20 protein-coding genes and 4 pseudogenes are annotated in these 19318 nt (G+C 37.7%); 16 read left to right on the top strand and 8 right to left on the bottom strand.

What is annotated here, in order from left to right; translation table 11 throughout:
* Positions 1 to 152 precede the first annotated feature (152 nt).
* Entirely contained in the window at positions 153 to 1175 is a 1023-nt protein-coding gene (locus tag PR699_RS00780; protein WP_014658128.1) for a hypothetical protein, read from the bottom strand.
* 161 nt (positions 1176 to 1336) lie between these two features.
* Between PR699_RS00780 and PR699_RS00785 the strand changes: the two genes are divergently transcribed.
* Genes PR699_RS00785 through PR699_RS00795 form a run of 3 tightly spaced genes read left to right on the top strand, consistent with a single transcriptional unit; the run spans position 1337 to position 3080 of the window.
* The gene (locus PR699_RS00785) at positions 1337 to 1930 is read left to right on the top strand and encodes a DUF1367 family protein (RefSeq protein ID WP_014658129.1); all 594 of its coding nucleotides are present in this window, start codon (positions 1337 to 1339) and stop codon (positions 1928 to 1930) included.
* 11 nt (positions 1931 to 1941) lie between these two features.
* A complete protein-coding gene (locus PR699_RS00790) occupies positions 1942 to 2256 on the top strand; it encodes a Ref family recombination enhancement nuclease (protein WP_014658130.1) in 315 nt (104 codons plus the stop codon).
* 44 nt (positions 2257 to 2300) lie between these two features.
* Complete coding sequence (locus PR699_RS00795; protein ID WP_014658131.1) at positions 2301 to 3080, top strand: antitermination protein; 780 nt, start codon at positions 2301 to 2303, stop codon at positions 3078 to 3080.
* Between the two features lie 35 nt (positions 3081 to 3115).
* Here the strand turns inward: PR699_RS00795 and PR699_RS00800 are convergent, their stop codons facing one another.
* Complete coding sequence (locus tag PR699_RS00800; protein WP_014658132.1) at positions 3116 to 3487, bottom strand: hypothetical protein; 372 nt, start codon at positions 3485 to 3487, stop codon at positions 3116 to 3118.
* A 461-nt stretch (positions 3488 to 3948) separates the two neighbouring features.
* Positions 3949 to 4281, bottom strand: a complete 333-nt coding sequence (locus tag PR699_RS00805; RefSeq protein WP_014658133.1) for a hypothetical protein — start codon at positions 4279 to 4281, stop codon at positions 3949 to 3951.
* 150 nt (positions 4282 to 4431) lie between these two features.
* On the opposite strand from PR699_RS00805, the gene PR699_RS00810 reads away from it, so the two are divergent.
* The 4 genes from PR699_RS00810 (at position 4432) to PR699_RS00825 (ending at position 5893) form a co-directional block, all read left to right on the top strand.
* Positions 4432 to 4593 (top strand): helix-turn-helix domain-containing protein, encoded by a 162-nt coding sequence (locus tag PR699_RS00810; RefSeq protein ID WP_163767551.1) that lies wholly within the window; start codon positions 4432 to 4434, stop codon positions 4591 to 4593.
* Positions 4594 to 4741: 148 nt separating this feature from the next.
* A complete protein-coding gene (locus PR699_RS00815) occupies positions 4742 to 5053 on the top strand; it encodes a phage holin family protein (RefSeq protein WP_167537612.1) in 312 nt (103 codons plus the stop codon).
* Positions 5046 to 5438: a M15 family metallopeptidase gene (locus PR699_RS00820; RefSeq protein ID WP_014658135.1), complete on the top strand. Its 393-nt coding sequence runs from the start codon at positions 5046 to 5048 to the stop codon at positions 5436 to 5438. Before PR699_RS00815 ends, PR699_RS00820 begins: the two co-directional genes overlap by 8 nt.
* A gap of 17 nt (positions 5439 to 5455) precedes the next feature.
* On the top strand, positions 5456 to 5893 hold the full coding sequence (locus tag PR699_RS00825; protein ID WP_014658136.1) for a lysis protein: 438 nt from the start codon (positions 5456 to 5458) through the stop codon (positions 5891 to 5893).
* Here PR699_RS00825 and PR699_RS00830 read toward each other — a convergent pair whose 3' ends face one another.
* Positions 5894 to 6322: a hypothetical protein gene (locus PR699_RS00830; RefSeq protein ID WP_014658137.1), complete on the bottom strand. Its 429-nt coding sequence runs from the start codon at positions 6320 to 6322 to the stop codon at positions 5894 to 5896.
* A gap of 97 nt (positions 6323 to 6419) precedes the next feature.
* On the opposite strand from PR699_RS00830, the gene PR699_RS00835 reads away from it, so the two are divergent.
* From PR699_RS00835 to PR699_RS00850, 4 genes and pseudogenes are all read left to right on the top strand, one after another.
* Positions 6420 to 7430, top strand: coding sequence for a terminase small subunit (locus PR699_RS00835; protein WP_014658138.1), 1011 nt, complete (start codon positions 6420 to 6422; stop codon positions 7428 to 7430).
* A gap of 138 nt (positions 7431 to 7568) precedes the next feature.
* Positions 7569 to 8258 (top strand): annotated as a pseudogene (locus PR699_RS00840) (hypothetical protein); the annotation flags it as partial.
* A 123-nt stretch (positions 8259 to 8381) separates the two neighbouring features.
* Positions 8382 to 8960 (top strand): hypothetical protein, encoded by a 579-nt coding sequence (locus PR699_RS00845; RefSeq protein ID WP_014658140.1) that lies wholly within the window; start codon positions 8382 to 8384, stop codon positions 8958 to 8960.
* A 127-nt stretch (positions 8961 to 9087) separates the two neighbouring features.
* Positions 9088 to 9716 (top strand): annotated as a pseudogene (locus tag PR699_RS00850) (transposase); the annotation flags it as partial.
* A 60-nt stretch (positions 9717 to 9776) separates the two neighbouring features.
* Here the strand turns inward: PR699_RS00850 and PR699_RS00855 are convergent.
* Positions 9777 to 9998, bottom strand: a complete 222-nt coding sequence (locus PR699_RS00855) for a hypothetical protein (protein ID WP_014658141.1) — start codon at positions 9996 to 9998, stop codon at positions 9777 to 9779.
* A 104-nt stretch (positions 9999 to 10102) separates the two neighbouring features.
* Here PR699_RS00855 and PR699_RS00860 point away from each other — a divergent pair, with 104 nt between their 5' ends.
* The 3 genes from PR699_RS00860 to PR699_RS00870 all read left to right on the top strand — a co-directional run bounded on the left by PR699_RS00860 (position 10103) and on the right by PR699_RS00870 (position 12814).
* Positions 10103 to 10345 carry a MafI family immunity protein gene (locus PR699_RS00860; protein ID WP_230089715.1) on the top strand — a complete coding sequence of 81 codons (243 nt, stop codon included), beginning with the start codon at positions 10103 to 10105 and terminating at the stop codon, positions 10343 to 10345.
* Between the two features lie 244 nt (positions 10346 to 10589).
* A complete protein-coding gene (locus PR699_RS00865; RefSeq protein ID WP_014658143.1) occupies positions 10590 to 10979 on the top strand; it encodes a VOC family protein in 390 nt (129 codons plus the stop codon).
* A 1700-nt stretch (positions 10980 to 12679) separates the two neighbouring features.
* Positions 12680 to 12814, top strand: a complete 135-nt coding sequence (locus PR699_RS00870; RefSeq protein WP_004918846.1) for a hypothetical protein — start codon at positions 12680 to 12682, stop codon at positions 12812 to 12814.
* Between the two features lie 217 nt (positions 12815 to 13031).
* On the opposite strand, the gene PR699_RS00875 is transcribed toward PR699_RS00870, so the two are convergent.
* Positions 13032 to 13679, bottom strand: a complete 648-nt coding sequence (locus tag PR699_RS00875; protein ID WP_158002581.1) for a CPBP family intramembrane glutamic endopeptidase — start codon at positions 13677 to 13679, stop codon at positions 13032 to 13034.
* 715 nt (positions 13680 to 14394) lie between these two features.
* Here PR699_RS00875 and PR699_RS19630 point away from each other — a divergent pair.
* Positions 14395 to 14841, top strand: a pseudogene (locus PR699_RS19630) (type II toxin-antitoxin system death-on-curing family toxin).
* Between the two features lie 595 nt (positions 14842 to 15436).
* Here PR699_RS19630 and PR699_RS00890 read toward each other — a convergent pair.
* On the bottom strand, positions 15437 to 15775 hold the full coding sequence (locus PR699_RS00890; RefSeq protein ID WP_014658146.1) for a hypothetical protein: 339 nt from the start codon (positions 15773 to 15775) through the stop codon (positions 15437 to 15439).
* Between the two features lie 595 nt (positions 15776 to 16370).
* Here PR699_RS00890 and PR699_RS00895 point away from each other — a divergent pair.
* Entirely contained in the window at positions 16371 to 16973 is a 603-nt protein-coding gene (locus PR699_RS00895; RefSeq protein ID WP_014658147.1) for a DJ-1/PfpI family protein, read from the top strand.
* Between the two features lie 789 nt (positions 16974 to 17762).
* On the opposite strand, the pseudogene PR699_RS00900 reads toward PR699_RS00895, so the two are convergent.
* Positions 17763 to 18755 (bottom strand): annotated as a pseudogene (locus tag PR699_RS00900) (chitinase); the annotation flags it as partial.
* Between the last annotated feature and the right edge of the window lie 563 nt (positions 18756 to 19318).

The raw sequence follows: 19318 nt of genomic DNA on the forward strand, positions 1-19318 counted from the left end.
CTGTGTCTACTGAGAGAAACTATGGCGCAGCATAGCTAGGCCATAATACCTAATGAGTACTAGTCTAGTATTGGAGGATAATGAATGTAGTATCAGTCCTGCATTGTTCGGACTGATACTAGCTAATCTATTTTTGGTTAAAAGCAGTAGGCTTATTTCATAGAAAATGCAATATTTTTCTGCTTAAATGTTAAATAAGAGTGGGCGTATGGGCTTAGGTGTCCATATTTTTCAATAAAAGCAAAAAAGTAATAGTCTTTTTCACTTCCCAATGCATGAATGTTTCTCAGCTTATTTTGCAGCTCATCAGATAGATTTAATTTAAAACTGCCATTAATACATATAGATGGTCTGTAAATATACTTATTTATCCATTTAAGGTTAGTGGTATACTTCAATCCTTGTGGTCTATTGGATTTTTTATAATTATCAATGAATTCATATAAAATCCCCTCTTGCAAAATTTTTGAATCTATGTGATAAAGTAGTCGCCCACTGATATTACTATTCATATTTTTCAGAAACTTGCTCATGAAATGTGATTCAATCAAAATAAAACAATGATTTAGCATGGTGAAATAATAAAACTCACCGCTTATAAAATCTTTGCGACCATATTTTTTTGGAAATATTAATGAGTAAGCATCCACCATGTATATAGGAACTGATACTATTTTATAATTTTGGGGTTGAGTGCCTAAAAGTAAATAATTTTTTAGCTCATCGACTAAACTATCACTTAAACTTAGTCTATCATAGCATGTCCAATTAAAGGTGGCACGCCAGAACATACTAGAAGCAAAATAGAATAAATAATTGTCATCTAAGTCTGTAATATCATGAAATATAGAGAGATTGCTTGTCATTGAACATCTTTTTAAATATGCAAGTAACAAGTCTGAAATGTTTGTTTGTTTGTTTTTTCTCCATTTTTTCGCAACATAATTTTCACCGTTCTTGGTGAAAAGTTCTTCACAAATATGACATAGCAAATAAGACTTTATTTCTTTAAACAATGGCTTAGCATTATTACGATAAGTTATTATCTTTTCATGACCCTCAAGTAACATAGGTGCTAATTCTCTGTATACAAATTTGGGGAAGAAATGACTATTTTGGATTTTTTCAGCATTATTGCCACATAAAGCACATTTAGTATTTTCTTTCTGCGTCACAAGCTAGTTCCTTTAGGTGATTAACTATTAGATAATCATATGAAATTTAACTTTGAGAGCAAAGCGGAACACCTTTAAAAGTATATTTTTTTTGCTATAATCCTATTGTTGGTCTGAACACCCAATCCTAACTACTTGCTGTGTCTACTGAGAGAAAAAGTATGGCACAGCATAGCTTTATTAAAATGTCTAACGACACTCTTGTACCGGCTAATCCCGCTGCGAGAGATTTCCTGCATTCAAAAATCAAGTGTGGTGATGTGCTTTCGGCTGATTTCAAGAAAGCTCGCAACCCACGTTTTCACCGTAAATACTTCGCTTTACTCAATCTAGGGTATGAATACTGGGAACCCACCGGCGGTACCATTTCGCCTGAAGAAAAAGGACTCGTTCGCGGTTACGTTAAATTCCTCTCTTACTACACCGATAACGACGACGCCCTTCAATCCGCTGCAGATATTTATCTCGAGGAGATAGCACAGAAACGTGCTCACAATATTTCAGCAACCAAATCCTTTGATGCTTTCCGCTATTGGGTAGTAGAGCAATCTGGCCGTTATGAAACGTTCGAAATGCCTGACGGCAGCCTGAGGCGTGTCGCCAAATCAATCAGTTTTGCCAAAATGGATGATCTAGCTTTTGGTGAACTCTACAAAGCCACACTCGATGTGCTTTGGAACTTCATTCTATTCCGTAAATTTCCCACCCAACAAGCTGCTGAAAATGCGGCGGCCCAGTTATTAGATTTTACCTAGAGGCAAGACCAATGACCAAAAAATCAAAGACCAAAGAAGAGAAACAGTGGTTATCAGATGTAGCAGAACTCGGCTGTATTTGTTGTAGAAACATGGGGTATGGGGCAACTCCTGCGGAAATCCATCATACACGAACAGGGCAGGGAATAGCGCAGCGTGCTAGTCATAAAGATGTATTGCCGTTATGCCCGCCTCATCACCGCGCTAGCTATGACACCGGCTTTCATGCGGCCCCAAAAACATGGCAGCAAATTCACGGTACCGAAGCGGAATTGCTTGAGCAAACCAAAAGAGAAGTCATGGAGCTGCGCGCATGTCGTATCTGATAGCCATTAAAAAATATTGTTGATGTGTAATAGGTGGTGAACCAATGAAACTCGAAAATACACTTAAAAACTTTCACCCTAAGTCACCTACATTCGGTAATGTAGCAGGTTGCACGTCCCCTGACCGAATAACAGGCACAGATATTATGGCGGCTATGGGGATGACCGAATCACAAGCTAAGTTTGGTATGACGGCTTTTCTGGCTAAAAATGATGTTAGCAAAGAGGATAAGTTTTCAACAGTAGAGGCATTAACTCAATATGCTAAAAAAATAACACCAAAGCTGGTGGCTAAAGCTGCAGGAAAGAAACTGGGTCACTGTTTGATTATTCTGGCCAGAATGGCATTTGAGGATTACGCGCGGTCAGCGGGTTCGGTTTATCAGTGTTCAGCATGTAGCGGGAAAGGGTTGATCTACAAAATGAAAGATGTTGTCAAACATCCCGGTATCACGACTCTTGAAGGCGAAACGATTATTGATCCAAACATCAGAGAGGAGCTAGTTGGTGAGCTATGTCAGGACTGTAATGGAAAAGGTCAGCTAACTAATCGTTGTCGCTGTAAAGGGCGGGGTAAGGTATTAGATGAAGAACAGACCGAATTACAAGGTGCGCCTGTTTTTAAACTGTGTGACCGCTGCGCTGGGCGAGGGTATAAACGTGTACCGTCGTCTATAGCGTATAATGCGATAAAACATTTAGTGCCAGATCTTAATGAGAGAACGTGGCGTCGAAATTGGAAGCCATTCTATGAGAAATTAAGGAGTAAGTGTTTTATTGAAGAAAGCATTGCTGAGCAGGCATTTAGCAAGGTAATAAAATAGATAGCGCACTTATGAAAGTACGCTATTAAAGGGGATTATTTTTTATTATTTAAAAAGTTAGATATTGACGGCTGGGAGGTGTTGGCGAAAGCGGCTGTGACTTCTTGCGTGTTGTTGACCATCATTTCATTGATTGCTTGATCTGGGGTGCTACCTTCGTTCAAAAATGTAACGGTTGTTGTGTGTTGCTTTTGCTCAACCAATAACCCATTACCAGCAACTATTGCGCTAGTCCCTGTATTTTTATACAAGGTACCTGTATGAAATGTTGCGTCAACAATTCCCATTTGTGACAATGTGTTATGCATTTGATTTGCTTGTTGAACGGCTTGCCCCAAATTAACAGATGTTTGATTTAATTCTGAGAAGGGGATCAATCCATTCTCAGCGTCTTTGTCATTAGACATATGCAAAATCCTTGAATTTTTTGATTAAAGTTGGGATTACTAATCTACCTAATTCATTTATTGAACGGTAATTGTAATGCGGCACTTGTAAGATATATGTGGCACTGGTGATTATATATTTTGTAGCTTAAGTTAAATTGTAATTAACTAATTAGTATTTGCATTTTGTCCGAAACTGGCTTATTATCTTCTAATAATGGACATTCTATACCTAGTCGCATTAAACCAATTTAAGACCTCGCAATGCGGGGTTTTTCGCACTATAGAGGTTTATATATGTTTGATGATTTTGAGGGGTTTGATGAGTTCGAGTGGGTTTAATTTATTGATATTGTTAAGTGGCTTATTGCTGAATTAAGCATATCTATATGATTAAAGTTAGTAATTAGATGAATTAAAGAAAAAAGCCATTCAGTATCAAATGGCTTAAATATCGAAAGTTGATTATTTATTGTTAATTATTAATTATCGTCATATACATCATTGTCTGGTATAATGTTGTTTGACATATCAAAGCCAATCAGGCCGCTATCATCTAACGAAATTCCAGCCCTTAGATACTTAGGGCCTAATAAATTATTAGGGTTTGAAAAAGATGGCGATCCATAGCAATATGAGAGCAGTGTTTGGTAGAACATCATGTCAAGTTTTGAGTGTAGATTTAAATTAACCACCTCTGTCCCTCCGCTAGCTCTTTCTAGCATTAACCTAAAAGGAATATCCTCCCCCGCAAAGTCATTATATATACTAGAAAACCCTTTAACATTGAAAACTATATAACGGCGCCTTTCCATAAAAACCTCGCTTAAATTTTATTAATAGACTAAGTTTTTGAAATTCAATTTAACTGTAGTTAATTAAAGCAACAAAAGCTAATTAATATTAAAATATTTAATGGAATGTGTTTTTTGTATTTAAGTGAGTATCTTTGATTGATTGATTGATTGGTTGATTCAAAATTAACACAGTCAGATCTAGCGAGAGAGATGGGAGTTAAAAAGCAGGAAATCACCCGGCTTTTTAATCTTCAACACTCAACTAAAATTGACACTATTAATCAAGCTATTATTGCAATGGGGCATAGACTAACCCTTTCATTATTATAGTGCAAAACATCTAACCAAGAGGTCGCCTAGTGCGGCCTTTTTTCGTATACAGCCCCCGCAAATCACTATTAACACGTTTAATTACTGCAATGACGTTGCGGTTGGCTACCTATTAACTAAATCATGGAACACTCCATCGGGGGTGGATATGCGTATGCCACATAGAGATCCAAATAACTATAGCTGGTTCCGCGAGGTGCTTATCTTATTGATGACCATGCTCGGCGTGGCTGCCAGCTATGCATATAAGGTTTTAAACGGAGAGAGGTTCAGCTGGCGGACTTTTATCTTACAAGCAATTGTTGCGGTATTTGCTGGCGCAATTGTATTTCTTGCATCTAGTTACTATCAATGGGTTCCTGAAATAGCTGGCGGAGCAGCTGGCTTTGCTGGCTGGTCTGGTGCTGAGCTCATTAAAACAATCGAAAAGCGTTTTTTAAGGAAGGTATCAGGTGAGTAAATTTAAATTCAGTAAACGCAGTGAAGAGAACTTAAGAGGTGTTCATCCGGACTTAGTTAAAGTGACCCGTCGAGCGATCGAGTTAACCAATATTGATTTTATGGTTATCGAAGGTAAGCGAACTGAAGCTCGCCAACGACAATTAGTGAAAAATGGCGCTAGCCAGACTATGAATAGTCGCCACTTAACTGGACACGCTGTTGACTGCGCACCGTTGGTTAATCGTGAAATTCCGTGGAACGATTGGTCTAAGTTCAAGTTAGTTGCTGATGCAATGTTGCAAGCTGCCAAAGAGCTTAATGTCGATCTGGAGTGGGGCGGAAACTGGAAAAGCTTTAAAGATGGTCCTCATTTCCAATTAACACATAAATCATATCCGGCTTAATGCTTACAGAGGTCATTATGAAATTCGATAAGTCATTTTGGCTATTTATCATGGTAGTGATATTAGGCTGGTGGGTTGTTACTGTTCACGATAGCAACAAGCTACTGAAAAAAGAAAATTCAGAGCTTATTGATAGTATTCAAAACTACGAAAAGCGCATTAACTCCCTTCACGAACTCGACACTAAACATACCCAAGAGCTAACAAATGCAAAAGCTGAAATTGATAAGTTGCGTATTGCTGCTGAGCGCAATCCTGAGCGGGTGTACATCAAAGCCAGTTGTAAAAAAGCCGAGGGCACTACCGCCACCGGCTTGGATGATGCAATCACCGCCAGACCTACTGACACCGCTATCCGAAATTATTGGTTACTCAGAGAGCGAATTGCAGAGTCAGAGCAAATGATTAAAGGACTTCAGGAATATGTGAAAAATCAATGTATTTCTGCTAATTAGTTATGTTGTGCATTTAGAAAGACTTTCAGGTATTGAAAACAATGGTTGGTAGACTGAAGCAACATATAACCATGTTATAACCACAGCCCCTACAATAATGGCTATATACACAAAGATTAATTTTAAAGAAAGTTTTTCATGTTTTATAGGTTTTAGAGGAAAGTAATTAGTAAACACATCATTGATAAAGAGAAAAAACAATATGCCAATAAAAAAGGCGCTTACGTGATAGAAAGCTCCCTGAAACTCAGGGAATCTGCATGATGCCTTTATAGCTATAAGGAAGATTAAACCATTTACCACAGTATATGCGGCTAAGTTTGAAGCTACACTACTAACTCTCTTGCTAATAGATGGTAATTCATCAGTATGCTTGTTTAATGCTTCAATGCATTTATGCAATCGTTCGAATATGTCAGTAAGTTTCATTCATGATTCCTTAAGGTAAATAAAATTGATTTAATATAACTCATTACAAAGCCTACTTTCGAGTGGGTTTTTTAATAGGTTAAAGGAGATAAACACGATGGCTAAACCGGATTGGGGGACGCTACAGCAACAGTTCCTCACCGAACATGCTAAATCAGGAATATCCCCTAAAGAGTGGTGTGAAGACCAGGGACTCAATTACGCAACAGCAAGGCGATATATAAAAAGGCCAGCTGCGCAATCTGCGCAAAAAACTGCGCACAAGAAATTGCACACTGCGCACGAAAAAGAATGCGCAAAAGAGCCAGTGCGCAAAAGTGATATATCAACTGCGCAAAGTAGAGGACAAGATAATGCGCACGATGATGAAAACACGTTTAACCTGCGCAACTACGGGCTTAGTGACCTACAGGCTAAATTCGTTAATGAGTATCTTGTCGATTTGAACCGCACGGCTGCATACAAGAGAGCTGGTGGTAAATGCGAGGGTAATTCTGCATATGTAAGTGCGAGTAGGATGTTTAGAAATGTTAAGGTCAATCGGGCAATAACTGATGCTTTAGCAGAACGAGAACGTCGAACCGAGATAACCCAAGATGCCGTATTAAAAATGTGGTGGGATATTGCGACTGCAGACGTTAACGAACTAACTGAATATCGCCGGCTGTGTTGTCGTCATTGCTGGGGCTTTGGTTTTAATTATCAGTGGCGTGATGCGGTCGAATATGATGATGCTGTGAAAAAAGCCATGGCAGCGAGTAAAGCGCCTCCGCAAGATGTGGGTGGCTACGGTTACGATGACACATTAGACCCTAATCCCGATTGCCCTCGATGCAATGGTGCTGGTATTGGCCGTGCTCATTTTCACGATACACGTGATTTAACCGGCGCAGCTCGTCGTTTATTTGCCGGTGTGAAAGAGGGTAAGTTTGGTGTCGAGGTGATCACTCGTAATCAAGATGATGCGCTTAAGATGGTTGCACAACATTTAGGGATGGTGAAAACCAGAACTGAATTAACTGGTAAAGATGGCGAACCTATCAAAACGGAAGTTGCAAACATGACTTCACAAGAAGCCGCAGACGCTTATAAAAAGCTAATGGGTTAATTGGTAAAAATAACCGTTTAAGCCCAAAAATAGGCTATGCAAAATCACACCTATTTTATGCATGCTTTATTCACTCTAATTTTCACTAATCCAAGTAGATAACTATGATAAATACCCCTCAAATTTAAGAAATTAACTATGCCTATCCCATTTCCATTTGATTTTAAAAATCCTGACTATACGCAGGTGTTTGAATGGCGAATGGAACGATTAACACGTATTCGCCAAAACCCCGAAGCTATACCTGTGCTCAATGCTTATTACAAGGATAACCCTGCTCAGTTTATTATCGATTGGGGAATGACTTACGACCCGCGAAACCCTGAGCGTGGTTTACCTTCTTATATTCCATTTCTGCTATTTCCTCGACAAGAGGAGTGGGCCGAATGGTTTATGGAACGATGGAAAGCACAAGAACCAGGCGTTACGGAAAAAAAACGTGATATGGGAATGAGTTGGTTAACTGTAGGATTGGCTTGCACAGTATGTAATTTTAATCGTGGCATCAGCGTAGGTATTGGTAGCTGTAAAGAAGAGTACGTCGATAAAATTGGTGTGCCTAAATCGTTGCTAGAAAAAGCGCGTATTTTTATGACTTATCTACCGGCTGAATTTTGTTTCGGTTGGGATAGGGCTAAAGACGCACCTCACATGAGAATTAAATTCCCTTATACTTACTCAATCATATCAGATGAGTGTGGTGATAGTATTGTGTGGGGAGATCGTGCGAGTTTTTATATTGTCGATGAAACCGCTTTTCTTGAGCGACCCACTTTAGTAGATGCTTCACTCTCTGCGACAACCAACTCCCGACAAGATATTTCAACCCCTAAATAGTAGCAGAGAAAAGCTGGCGGAATGGAACAATAAATAATAAATTGCATTTAAGCATCAAGTCACGTTGTTGATTCCGGTGCTTACTTTCCATGATTAATTAAGGAACTAAGGTTGATGAAAAGCCGTTATCAGATTCAATTTTCACTATCGAGATTGGAAGTAGAGAAAATACAAAAGCTAATACAACAGCCTGTTGTTATAGATAAAGAAAAAATGCCATACAGGTTATTCACTAAGCTATGGAATATATTTTCAATGATATCGATTGCATTAGGGGGCGTATTATTAATAATTGGATATGAGGCTTATTCAGTTTTGGATGAATTTTCTGTTCTTAAAGACTTAGGTTTTTTTTCCTTTTGTGGCTTGATTATCTCATTGATATGTCTGTATATAACATTTCGCATAGAGCAGCGTTACATAGAAAAAAACGAGAAAAAAGAACAAAGTAATCCTGACAGACTAGTTAAGATTAAAATTAATAGGAAATATATAGACAGTATTATGAAAGGTACTCTAATAAGGGTATTTTGGCAAAATATAGAAGAATGCTATATCAAGGAAGAATACATGTTTATTTTTGCTTTTGATGGTGAAGGAGCCGTTATCCCAGCGAGTGCTCTAGCAGATGGTGAATTTCAAGAGTTATATCAGTTTGTTAGGGAGCAGATGGCTAGCCATAAATCCAAATAAAAAGACCGTCAAAGCATAAGCCAAGGTAATATGAGCCTGTTTAGAAATTTGTGTATTTGCCTGATTTTGATATGTTCAATCTAACATCAAAAGCAGGTTGTTTTATGGACGAAAAACATTATAGGCTCTGGCTAACGAATTGGTCGAAAATCTCAAAACCCTTGAAGATCTCAACCAGTTCGATCGCCTGCTGAAAAAACCAGTGTTGAAGCAGCGCTCAATGCTGAAATGACTTACTACATCGGCTATGATAAAAACCAGTCTAGAGTAAGCGTCAGTGCCCGCAACAGCTATTCGACAAAGACAGTTTCTACTGGCGACGGTGCGCACTTTCCGCGATTGTAACGGCTCCTTCGAACCGCAATTGGTGGAAAATAGATCGGTATGGCGCCGATGTTTCGCCGGAGATGGCCTCAAAGGTCACTGATGCTGCGATGGAATAGGTTGTTAAATGGCAGAATTGGTCAATTGATACTGTCTATCCCATTGTTTACCTTGACTGTATTTTCCTAAAAGCACAGCAGAACAGCCTCGTCATTAACAAATTCGCATTTCTAGCTCTGGGTATCAATATCGAAGGCCAGAAAGAGCTATTAAATATGTGGCAGACCGAAAATGAAGGCGCAAAGTTCTGGCTTAATATGCTGACAGAGCTGAAAAAACGTGGTCTGAATGATATCCCCATTGCGCGTTGACGGGCGGAAAGGTCCCCATGCCGTGTATCCGCAGGCACGTATCCAGTTGTGTATCACACATACTCAAGAGTTCTCCTTCTATTCCTTGATATCAGGAAAGAATAGGGCAAATAGTGGTACATCAAAGTTGTTCAAAATAGATAAAGGCTTTCATGAGATCACTTTCACTTTCTGGCTTATTCAAATCTACGCCTGTCGCTTTCATTGTGATTTTAAATAGCTCTTCCCGTGTTATACCAAGTCTAGCAGAAACATGATTAGCGCAGCTTCTAACATGGGATGCTCTTTGATTTAAAGGTAATTCAGAGTTGAGGGCTTTTGACCTCGAACTATTGTGTGACATAAATTAACCCTAATAAATTCAACATGAGTTATTGTAACATTAGGAGACGCTGAAATTGGAAACTCGTACTGATGGACAAATTTAAAATAAATAATAGGCCAAAAATGAAAACTAACAAAAAGATAATGGAATTGGGTGAAAAGCTTAAAGATAGACTGCCACTAGAGCGAGTTATGTTCGCGGTCGAATATGTTAATTATTGTGAAAGTCCTTTAGCTTTAGAAACGTTACGTGATTATATCGAAGAATACGATGTAGTGATTACTCATGATGAATATAATTCCTTCATCGAAATAGCAGAAGAATTAAATATCCAGCTAGATACGAAAGACTTAATTGTGAGGTGAAAAAATTGAATAACCACAGTGCAAATAAGCACTCAGGATATACATCAATACGTTATCATAAAATTACCCTAGTGCTACATTAAGGTTTCAGGCGGTCAAATTACCGTTAGTAGATAAAACTCATTAATAGTTACACCTATCAGATGAAAACTATTTTTGGGTTAATAGATCAATATTTGACAAGGCGCTACTGTTGTTAATGAATAATTAGGTTAGCGTAAAACTCTAAACGAAGGTGGTAATCATGAATTTTCAGCATTTTCGAATAGCTAGGCCAGTGAGCAATTTAACAAAAAGTCGTGAAATGTATTGCGGTGGGCTAGGGCTAGAAATAATTGGCTCATTTTCAAATCATGATGGTTTTAGTGGGTGCATGTTAGGAAAAGTAGAGCTGGGTTGGCATATTGAATTTACGGAATGCCATGAGCACCCCGTATCACCATCCCCTACAAATGAGGATTTATTGGTGCTGTATATCCCAAATCGAGAAGAGTGGCTTGATGTTTGTTTGAAAATGGATAATGCAGGATTTAATAGAGTGAGATCATTTAATCCATATTGGGATATTGAGGGAGTGACATTCAGTGATTGTGATGGGTATAGAGTTGTTCTACAGAACGGAAAATGGGGCTAGTGTATTACACGGTTAAGATTATCTTTGGTTGGCGTTTCAGTATCTGCAATAAATTGATTATTGATGATACTTATGCAACATTCGTAATAAACCCTATCATAGTATAATAGAATGATAATCGTGCTCACAAGATAGCCAGAAAAATGTATGTAGGGAATAAAAAGGGGCATTCAATCTATCTTTTAAAATAATTAAAAATTAATTATATCAAATTGCTAGTCCCCGCGTTGGCAATAAAAATAACCTTTATTACTAAATGACTAGATGAATTTATTTTCGATGAAAATCATGCTTCATGATATTTTCAGATGCCCGTTCAGAATATAAATTTTACGTTAGGAAATTTTATGCATGATTTCTGATTATCTACGTCTGGCGCTGATATATCCTGCAAAATCCTTCCAGTAGAATGGTGATATTGTTCCGACTAAAAAGAAGATATCTTCCCAACGAATGATATGTACTTAACCTAGAAATAAGCAACGGTAAAAAAAGCAGTGGCATAGATAGCTAGAAAGTACCACTGAAAAACAAAGGCGCTTTCTTGAATGTTATGATGTTCATGATGCATTGCCAGCGGCGTTGCATTCATCTTATGGGATACGGGCTTAAAAGCCTACTTTTGCCATTGAGGCATGAATAATTTGCAAAAATCATCGACATGACAGAATAAATTAACTAGATTACGCATAGCGGGTTCCTCAGTGAAAAGTTATTTCTTGGTCGAAAGATCTGATCACAGAACCCGCTTTTAGTTCCTTTCTTTTTTGTTTTTCTTATCCCGAGTTCAGGTTAATTAATAATTCAATGAAGTAATCAAGAAAAAGATAATAAAAATCAGTAAAAAAATGGCAGATAGACCAACTAATACACGAAACATATTAAGCAGATCAATGGCAATGCTAGATTTGTTGTCATTTTTGTTGATTGGCTTGGAACTTATCCCTTTAAACGACAGCCAAATAATCAAGAGCAACACGGGACCTAGAATGAGTGTAGTAATACCTAAGACAATGGGGACTAAAGCCATAATGTATTCCTAATCTTGCGATGCAGGTTTCATAAGGAGAAATTATACAAAAATACGGTAACAAAAATAATTAATGGAATAAAAAATGAAGCAAAAAATGAGTAAAGGCACCCAGACATAGAAGTATCACCTTTATATTTATGATCCATATAAAGGGCTATGGCTGTGAATGAAATAAACGAAACAATGAATGCAGTAAAAAGAGCAGCTCCTAAGTCAGCCATAATAGATAAGTTCCTGTTCAATCGAAGTTGCCAGTATACATAAGTTAAATATTTATAGCCATCAGCTAATCGCTAGTGGTTTTTTCATTTATGGATACGTCATGTTAAATAAGAGGAGCGCGGCGCATTGTTGCTGCCTCATGTGTTATCTATATTCCTTATGTAGTGAGCGCATACTGAGAATCAAACACAATGAATACCACCGTTTGGGTTGTTTTTCTGGAGATCACAGTAACGTTTGCTGTGGATAGAAGAAATGACGTGACAGCGGGACAATCAAAAATCTATTTTTATGAGTGGGCTTTTTAATCAGCGAAGAAGATAAACACGATGGCTAAATCAGATTGGGGGACTTTAGCCGGTGCATCTTGCCAGTTATTTGTTGGGGGAAGGAGGGGAAGTTTGGCGTTGAGGCAATCACTCGCTATTAAGGTGATGCGCTTAAAATGGCCACACAACATTTAGGGATGGTGAAAACCCGAACTGAATTAACCAGCAAAGGCGGCGAACCTATCAAAACCGAAGTTGCAAACATGATTTCACAAGAAGTTGCCGACGCTTATAAAAAACTAATGGGTTAATTACTGGAAATAGCCGTTTGAGCGAAAAAATAGGTTATGCAAAATTACACCTATTTTACGTACTTTTTATTCACTGAGAATTTATGCATTTTTAAGGAGTAATCTAGATAAATGGTGCTTATCTGCAGAAACTAAATTGAACCTGTTTTCCGTAGGGGTAAGCACCATAATTTTAAATAAGAATGTGTTAGTCACATTTAAGGGGGCCGAATGCCCCTTAGGGGGTGTCGTTTAAAAGAAACAATAAAAGCATTGCCACGGCGTTATTAATCATATGCAAAATAATTGGTGCCATAAGCGAATTAGTCTGAATTCTGACATGGCAAAAAATAACGGACATCACAAAAATCATAATAAATGTGGCAGGTGAATTATATTGATGGTGTATCATTGCAAATAGTACAGAGGTGATAATAATCATCACATGCTTGCCATTTGGGCCGTAGCCCATTCCGGCATTCAGTAAAAAGCCTCTGAAAATAATTTCTTCAATAATTGGCGCTGCGAAAACGACTGACACGACCAGAATAAACTGATGCAATGGTGATAGGGCGAGCATCTCAAGTATCGATGTTTCATCTTCTCCGTAAAACATAGTTGCAACAGATAATATGACCATTGCTATTATTGGAAGCCTGAGATCTGAAAATCGTACTGTGCCGAAAGGCATTAGCCCGGTTCGTTTCTGGTAATATGCTCGAGAGAACAGGGAATAAGGTAAGATAAATAGAATCGTAAATAGTGGCCAAGCGGCTAAGGCATCGTTATAGGTGGTTATCCCAGGAAATGCCAGTAAGGCATACTGAATTAAGTACCAACCTACAAAAAAACTGACGCAGACCAAGCTGTGTAGAACTCTGTCCATAGATATCATTATTATCCACATTGTTTTGTTGTTTATAAACGTTGATTTTAATGTATTACCAATAAAAAACCAAAAAATATTGGTTTTGTTTCATTTGCCATTGTCGAAGCGCTTAAGTGGATTATATTAAATAGCCCCTAAATGTAAGGAATTGACTAAGCCAACTCCTTCCCATTTGATTTAAAAATACTGAGCTATTTCCTGCATGATGAGCATGTGACAAAGACAATCCAGCCCAATTTATCATTGATTGGGGGATGATTAACGACCCACGTAATCCTGAGCGTGGCTTACCCTCGTATATTCCATTTACTGCTCTTTCCTTGGCAGGAAGAATGGGCTAAACGGTTTATCAGTAACGCACTAACAAAATATCGTCGTCTGTAATGAGGCGGCGCTAATCTCCCAGAGCGAGAATGATACGTATGATAATGTAAAACAATGCTATTAGCTTAATAAAAGTTAACTTTCACTCTTATCTGGAGTAATAGCTATCATATATCTAGATATGGTGTATAGCTCGTAGGCTTACAATGATGTTGATGTGGGGCACGCACTGCAAAAGTAAATATACCTGCTCGTAATAAAAGTAAAATCGCAATACCAAGGCTAGCCACGAGCAAGAATCCACTCAGGATGAGTAAATTAAAAATGCATTTGACCTTGGTTTTGCTTGCCACGAAAAAAACATGGAAAATTAGCTAAGGTAAAGTGAGTGCTGAATATCTCAGAGAAATTTGTTGCAGGAATTACTTATCTGTCAGTTGATGACTTAAAAAGTATCAACAGCGTATTGATAGTGCTGCAAACTCTTAATGAGCCAATAGAAGTAGAAGTATTGAACTTCAATGATCTTAGTTTATCCCAATCAAGTTCAAGTCATGTGAACTATTACCAGCAAACAGATGATATGTTTGTTCTTGTTTCATCTTTAATTAAAAGCTGGATAAGAAACCACCCGGTTACTAATGCGAATAAATGAACCGCTATGATGGCGAGTTGTGTTTATCTACTGCTTAACGGTTATGAGTTAACTACCCCAAAGAATGAGGTCATAGAGATGGCTAATGGAATGGCGACCAAAGAATATTCGCTTATTGAGTTAGATGGTTGGTTAAGTTTCTGATTTAGGCCTTTTGACTTAAGACAATTGTGTGAGTAAACGGAGATAGCAGCCATCTCAATCATCAAGATAAAGATAGACTAGTTCACTGTGGCGATTTTCCTAGGCATAAAAAAGTCGAAGGTGTTATCACCTCAGCTATAGATAATACCATCATCGACCAACCTGCTCATTTCGCTAACAAAATTATTGGTTATTCAGATAGCACATGATTTTAAGGTCGCAGAATTATGTAAGACAGAAGTGTTTATTTGAATAGCAAATAAGTGATACTGATTAAAAAGGGAAGGTATCCAGTATTGAAAAGATATAAAGAATAATGTTAACAAGAGGTATATCACTAAAATATATACGATTATATCAAAAATCTTTCCCGTATGTTGATTGCGTTCAAATATAACAATATAAATCTTATTTAAGTTTTAATAGGATTTATATTAACTAGCCATACGGGAACAGCAATAGTTAAAATAACAAGTCAACAAAAAGCAACATCGCTACACATATGCAGATATAAAGAAAAGGGGGATGCCATCATCTTGAGCAAAGGAGGGTGCAACCGATACTGCATGCTCCTCTTTCTTTAATGACGCTAACTAACAATGTTCACCAAATAAATACATTGTGTGATGTTTTAATTGACTTGAGAGTCTTCTTGCTCAGCGAATGCTTGTAATTCCCTGATATATCTATGCCATTGCCTTCCCTTTATTTCTTGAGCGTATTCACGAATAGGGAGGGTTCGGTCATGAGTGATAGAGTGGTCGATTCGAGAAATTTCAAATATAACAACCATCTCTCCATTAACTAAGTAGGTATAAATATTTTCACCTTGTTCAATCATCTCATAAATACAAAATACTGATTTTAATTCGGTAGGATGAATCACTTGCCTTAAGTAAGGGACTATCACCTCATTTTGTTTTATCATAAATTTCTGCATATAGTCTTGAGTGGTGTGTTTATTCTTCATTTATAAGCCTTTTAGCAATTCAGGGTTTAAATAACTATATATTTATAACCCGTCATAGTGAATGATCCCTAGCAACTGGCTCTCCAATTTTTGAGGACAAAACAGAAAATTAGGTCTCTGTCAGCAGTAGGCGTTCATAATGATCTATGGTTCGTTTAGCTCTTGAATTATTTCTGAAGAAAAGAATAATATTGACTCATGACTGTGTTTGGATAGTCGTTCAAAATGTGGTCACTTCGTGACAAATCGTTTTTTGAAGGATTCAAAATATTCAGTAAGATAATTGCCTATCTGTACACTGTATTTAGTGAAATTTCCTGCCAATGATTCTGTCTGTAAAGTAATTTATCACGCTACCAAGTCAGCCTCTAAACAGTGGCGTATGTCAATTTGAAGCCGAAGGCAGGCGATGCATCGCTTTATTATTGAGCTTAGTGACAGCATAGATGATTATCTTAAATGCAAGGCAAATACACAAAGGTATTTTAGGTGCGGATATAAATTTATCCGTAAATGCTTCCCTCTCAGCAATCGCTTCCTTTAACAACATAAATATTTATCATGGAAATAGCGGTTTATTTAATAAGGAATAAAAATGTTTAATGTTGCTATTATTATTTTTGATGAATTTACTGATATCGATTACTTTTTGATGCGTGATATTTTTGGTCGCTGCCGTGAGGATTGGAATGTTAGCGTGTTGGGCACTAAACCCTTTCACACATCTACTCTTGGGCAAAAGGTCGAAACCGATGGTCACGTCTCACTTGCAAATCAAGCTGATGTCGTTTTATTCAGCAGCGGTCAGCAAGGTGTGCCAAATGCACTTGCCGATAAAAGTTTTATGCAGTCCTTTAAACTTAACAGTCAGCAACAAATCATTGGTTCTATTTGCGCAGGCTCCTTTATCTTACATAAGCTTGGATTATTGAATGACATTCAAGCAACGACACATCCCGATGCAAGAAATGCGTTTATTAATATGGGAGCAGACGTTGAAGATAAGCCTCTGGTTATTCGTGGTAATATCGGTACAGCAGGGGGGTGTTTATCCGCCTTATATTTAACGGGGTGGATAGCTGAAAAACTTTTTGATAGTGACAAACGTCGACAAATGCATCGTCAGATATTACCTGCAAACCAACACGAGTTATATGAACAAATTATTGTTAATGCAATTACAGAAGCCCAACACTAAATTACAATAAGTTTTATTGGTTTTTAAATGCGAAATGGATTGCGCAATAGTCTGAACCATCTGCTCAGCGGGTGGTTATGTTTTGTGCTATAGCATCGCTATTCTTATTAAATATGTCATTTTTTACCTTGAATATTGATGAAAAATCAAAAACAGAATTGTTCAGTTATAGATGAACAACGTCAGGGCTGATAGAAAAAAATGGTGCCGCGTGGTGAGTGTTTAATTATACATATTGCTCAATGAATGACCTTGATAAGGCTTATTTTAATATTATCGGGTGTATTACTGTTTTGATAGCATTATTATCAACCCCCTTTTATCACTGCGCATAGCTGATGATTAATATAACAATGTGCTACAGTGATTATTAGTATTTGAGTGATCCCTCAACTAACCAAAAACATCAAAATAAAGCCTCACCGAAGTGAGGCTTATGTATATGCGCTTTGCTAAAGAAACACTAAGGATCCTATACACGGTAAATGAATAAAGAATATTGCAGAAAGTACCAATATCAGGGTTAGCAATAAAAGGATTGAATGTCTAAAAAAGCTTACGGATTTTGGATTTTTCAGGAAAAATATTAATAAAAATGGGATGATAATTCCTAATATAGATACATAAGTTAGATACTTATCCAAATATTTAAACATAACTAACCCTATTTAAATTGGCTCTTTATATTGTCATTTCACGTACACAAATGGCCATTTATATCTGCCAGCTAGTAAGGCCGTCAGTGCCAATGACATTGTAGTGACAGCGGCTGCAAGGTAGCTTCCTTTAGAGCAGTGCGGCATAACGAGTTTTAAATTCCCAGTTATAGGCCACACCAGTCTTGCTCTTGCCATTATCCCAATTCACCGACCAAGTCATTAGGCCTTTAATCGACAAGTTTTTGGCATCAAGACGCGCAAAAGCATTATAGACAGCTTGTTTATCAATCACATAACCAGAGCCAGCAGCATCGTTGTTGGCAGGCAAACCGATAACAAATTTAGAGGGTGGAATTTTTGTATAACCGCGGGTACCAGTAACTAGACTTTCAGTCAGGTAATACAAAAAGTCTTCTTTCATTGCGTCACTATTTTGGGAGAGCCAAGCACCTTTACCGCTCGTGGTTTCATCAACCCAAATACCATCGCCACCCTGATTATAATATTGCGGAGCAATAAAATCATAATATCCTTCTAGGGCATTGATATAATCTAGATAAGCACCGTTGATGCGTAAATATGGGAATTCTGGCGCCATACTGATAATAAAGTTTTTCCCTTCGGCGGCGTAATGTTCTTTTACTTTTTTCAATGCGGCAGGTAAAACTGTTTTATTATTAGCTGAACTAATGGCGGTTTGCTCTAAATCGATATCTAAGCCATCAAAGCCGTAGGTTTCCACCAAACGGATAATTTCATTAGTTAGCTTGTCTTCGTCGCCAGTTTTCAATTGGATATGCGCATCGGCACCACCTAGGGAAATGAGTACTGCGCGGCCTTGGCTGTTTAATACTCCGACTTGACGGCGGAACTCGGCATCCGACAGATTGTATGGCTTGAAGGTTGGAATACCTTCGCCTTTCATAAAGGCCACGGCCACCACGTTATATTCTTCAGGAATGTCTGTCAGATTCATATTGGCACATTGCCCCTGCTGATAGCCATCACTGGCACCCGCGGCCCAATTGTGCCAAAAACCCATCATAATTTTTTTATTAGAGATATCCGGCATGGCGGCTGCGTCATCTACGACTTGTGTATTGATAATGTTATCTGAGCTCATAGTAACCTCGTTATTTTAGGTAAGATTAATTCCACACGCGCCAATATTGGTGGGCGTAAAGATATAATGCGTTTTTTTAACGAGGGTAAGGTGAAACCTTTTCCTGCCAATAATAAATTAAATTCAAGCTAACAGGAAAATGTAGGATGCTTTCAAAAAAGAATGTTTTGCTCTTAGATATATAATTTTTCAGATTAGTGGAGGCGTATTTATAGCAATGGCTATCTTCAAATGACTCACTAAAGAGTAAATAAATTATGACAGTAATTGTTACATATTATTTATAGCTATTATTCCAATTTATATTGATGATATTTATTGTCAGTATCATGCCGCGGTTTTCACTTATGAAGCGAGTGACGATTAGCTTTGTGAAATGGATAGATGAACCATAATCTGATAATGTTGACAAATTAGCAGGGGTTCGCAAGAGGCTAGAAACGACGTATCAAGTGAGCCGTGCAAGAAAATAAAATAGGTAATTCTGCTAGTATTATTGGTTACAGCGGAATAGCTAGTGTTTATTTTATAAATGATAATGATTGTTTATAAGTGGAATCTTA

The sequence above is a fragment of the Providencia sp. PROV268 genome, assembly GCF_028477805.1.
GTDB lineage: Bacteria > Pseudomonadota > Gammaproteobacteria > Enterobacterales > Enterobacteriaceae > Providencia > Providencia stuartii.

What these genes read in the sequence shown, in the direction of transcription:
- PR699_RS00785 (WP_014658129.1), top strand. Translation starts at nt 1,337, where the DNA reads ATGGCACAGCATAGCTTTATTAAAATGTCTAACGACACTCTTGTACCG.
- PR699_RS00790 (WP_014658130.1), top strand. Translation starts at nt 1,942, where the DNA reads ATGACCAAAAAATCAAAGACCAAAGAAGAGAAACAGTGGTTATCAGAT.
- PR699_RS00795 (WP_014658131.1), top strand. Translation starts at nt 2,301, where the DNA reads ATGAAACTCGAAAATACACTTAAAAACTTTCACCCTAAGTCACCTACA.
- PR699_RS00800 (WP_014658132.1), bottom strand. Translation starts at nt 3,487, where the DNA reads ATGTCTAATGACAAAGACGCTGAGAATGGATTGATCCCCTTCTCAGAA.
- PR699_RS00805 (WP_014658133.1), bottom strand. Translation starts at nt 4,281, where the DNA reads ATGGAAAGGCGCCGTTATATAGTTTTCAATGTTAAAGGGTTTTCTAGT.
- PR699_RS00815 (WP_167537612.1), top strand. Translation starts at nt 4,742, where the DNA reads ATGCGTATGCCACATAGAGATCCAAATAACTATAGCTGGTTCCGCGAG.
- PR699_RS00825 (WP_014658136.1), top strand. Translation starts at nt 5,456, where the DNA reads ATGAAATTCGATAAGTCATTTTGGCTATTTATCATGGTAGTGATATTA.
- PR699_RS00830 (WP_014658137.1), bottom strand. Translation starts at nt 6,322, where the DNA reads ATGAAACTTACTGACATATTCGAACGATTGCATAAATGCATTGAAGCA.
- PR699_RS00835 (WP_014658138.1), top strand. Translation starts at nt 6,420, where the DNA reads ATGGCTAAACCGGATTGGGGGACGCTACAGCAACAGTTCCTCACCGAA.
- PR699_RS00845 (WP_014658140.1), top strand. Translation starts at nt 8,382, where the DNA reads ATGAAAAGCCGTTATCAGATTCAATTTTCACTATCGAGATTGGAAGTA.
- PR699_RS00855 (WP_014658141.1), bottom strand. Translation starts at nt 9,998, where the DNA reads ATGTCACACAATAGTTCGAGGTCAAAAGCCCTCAACTCTGAATTACCT.
- PR699_RS00860 (WP_230089715.1), top strand. Translation starts at nt 10,103, where the DNA reads ATGAAAACTAACAAAAAGATAATGGAATTGGGTGAAAAGCTTAAAGAT.
- PR699_RS00865 (WP_014658143.1), top strand. Translation starts at nt 10,590, where the DNA reads ATGAATTTTCAGCATTTTCGAATAGCTAGGCCAGTGAGCAATTTAACA.
- PR699_RS00870 (WP_004918846.1), top strand. Translation starts at nt 12,680, where the DNA reads ATGGCCACACAACATTTAGGGATGGTGAAAACCCGAACTGAATTAACC.
- PR699_RS00875 (WP_158002581.1), bottom strand. Translation starts at nt 13,679, where the DNA reads ATGGACAGAGTTCTACACAGCTTGGTCTGCGTCAGTTTTTTTGTAGGT.
- PR699_RS00890 (WP_014658146.1), bottom strand. Translation starts at nt 15,775, where the DNA reads ATGAAGAATAAACACACCACTCAAGACTATATGCAGAAATTTATGATA.
- PR699_RS00895 (WP_014658147.1), top strand. Translation starts at nt 16,371, where the DNA reads ATGTTTAATGTTGCTATTATTATTTTTGATGAATTTACTGATATCGAT.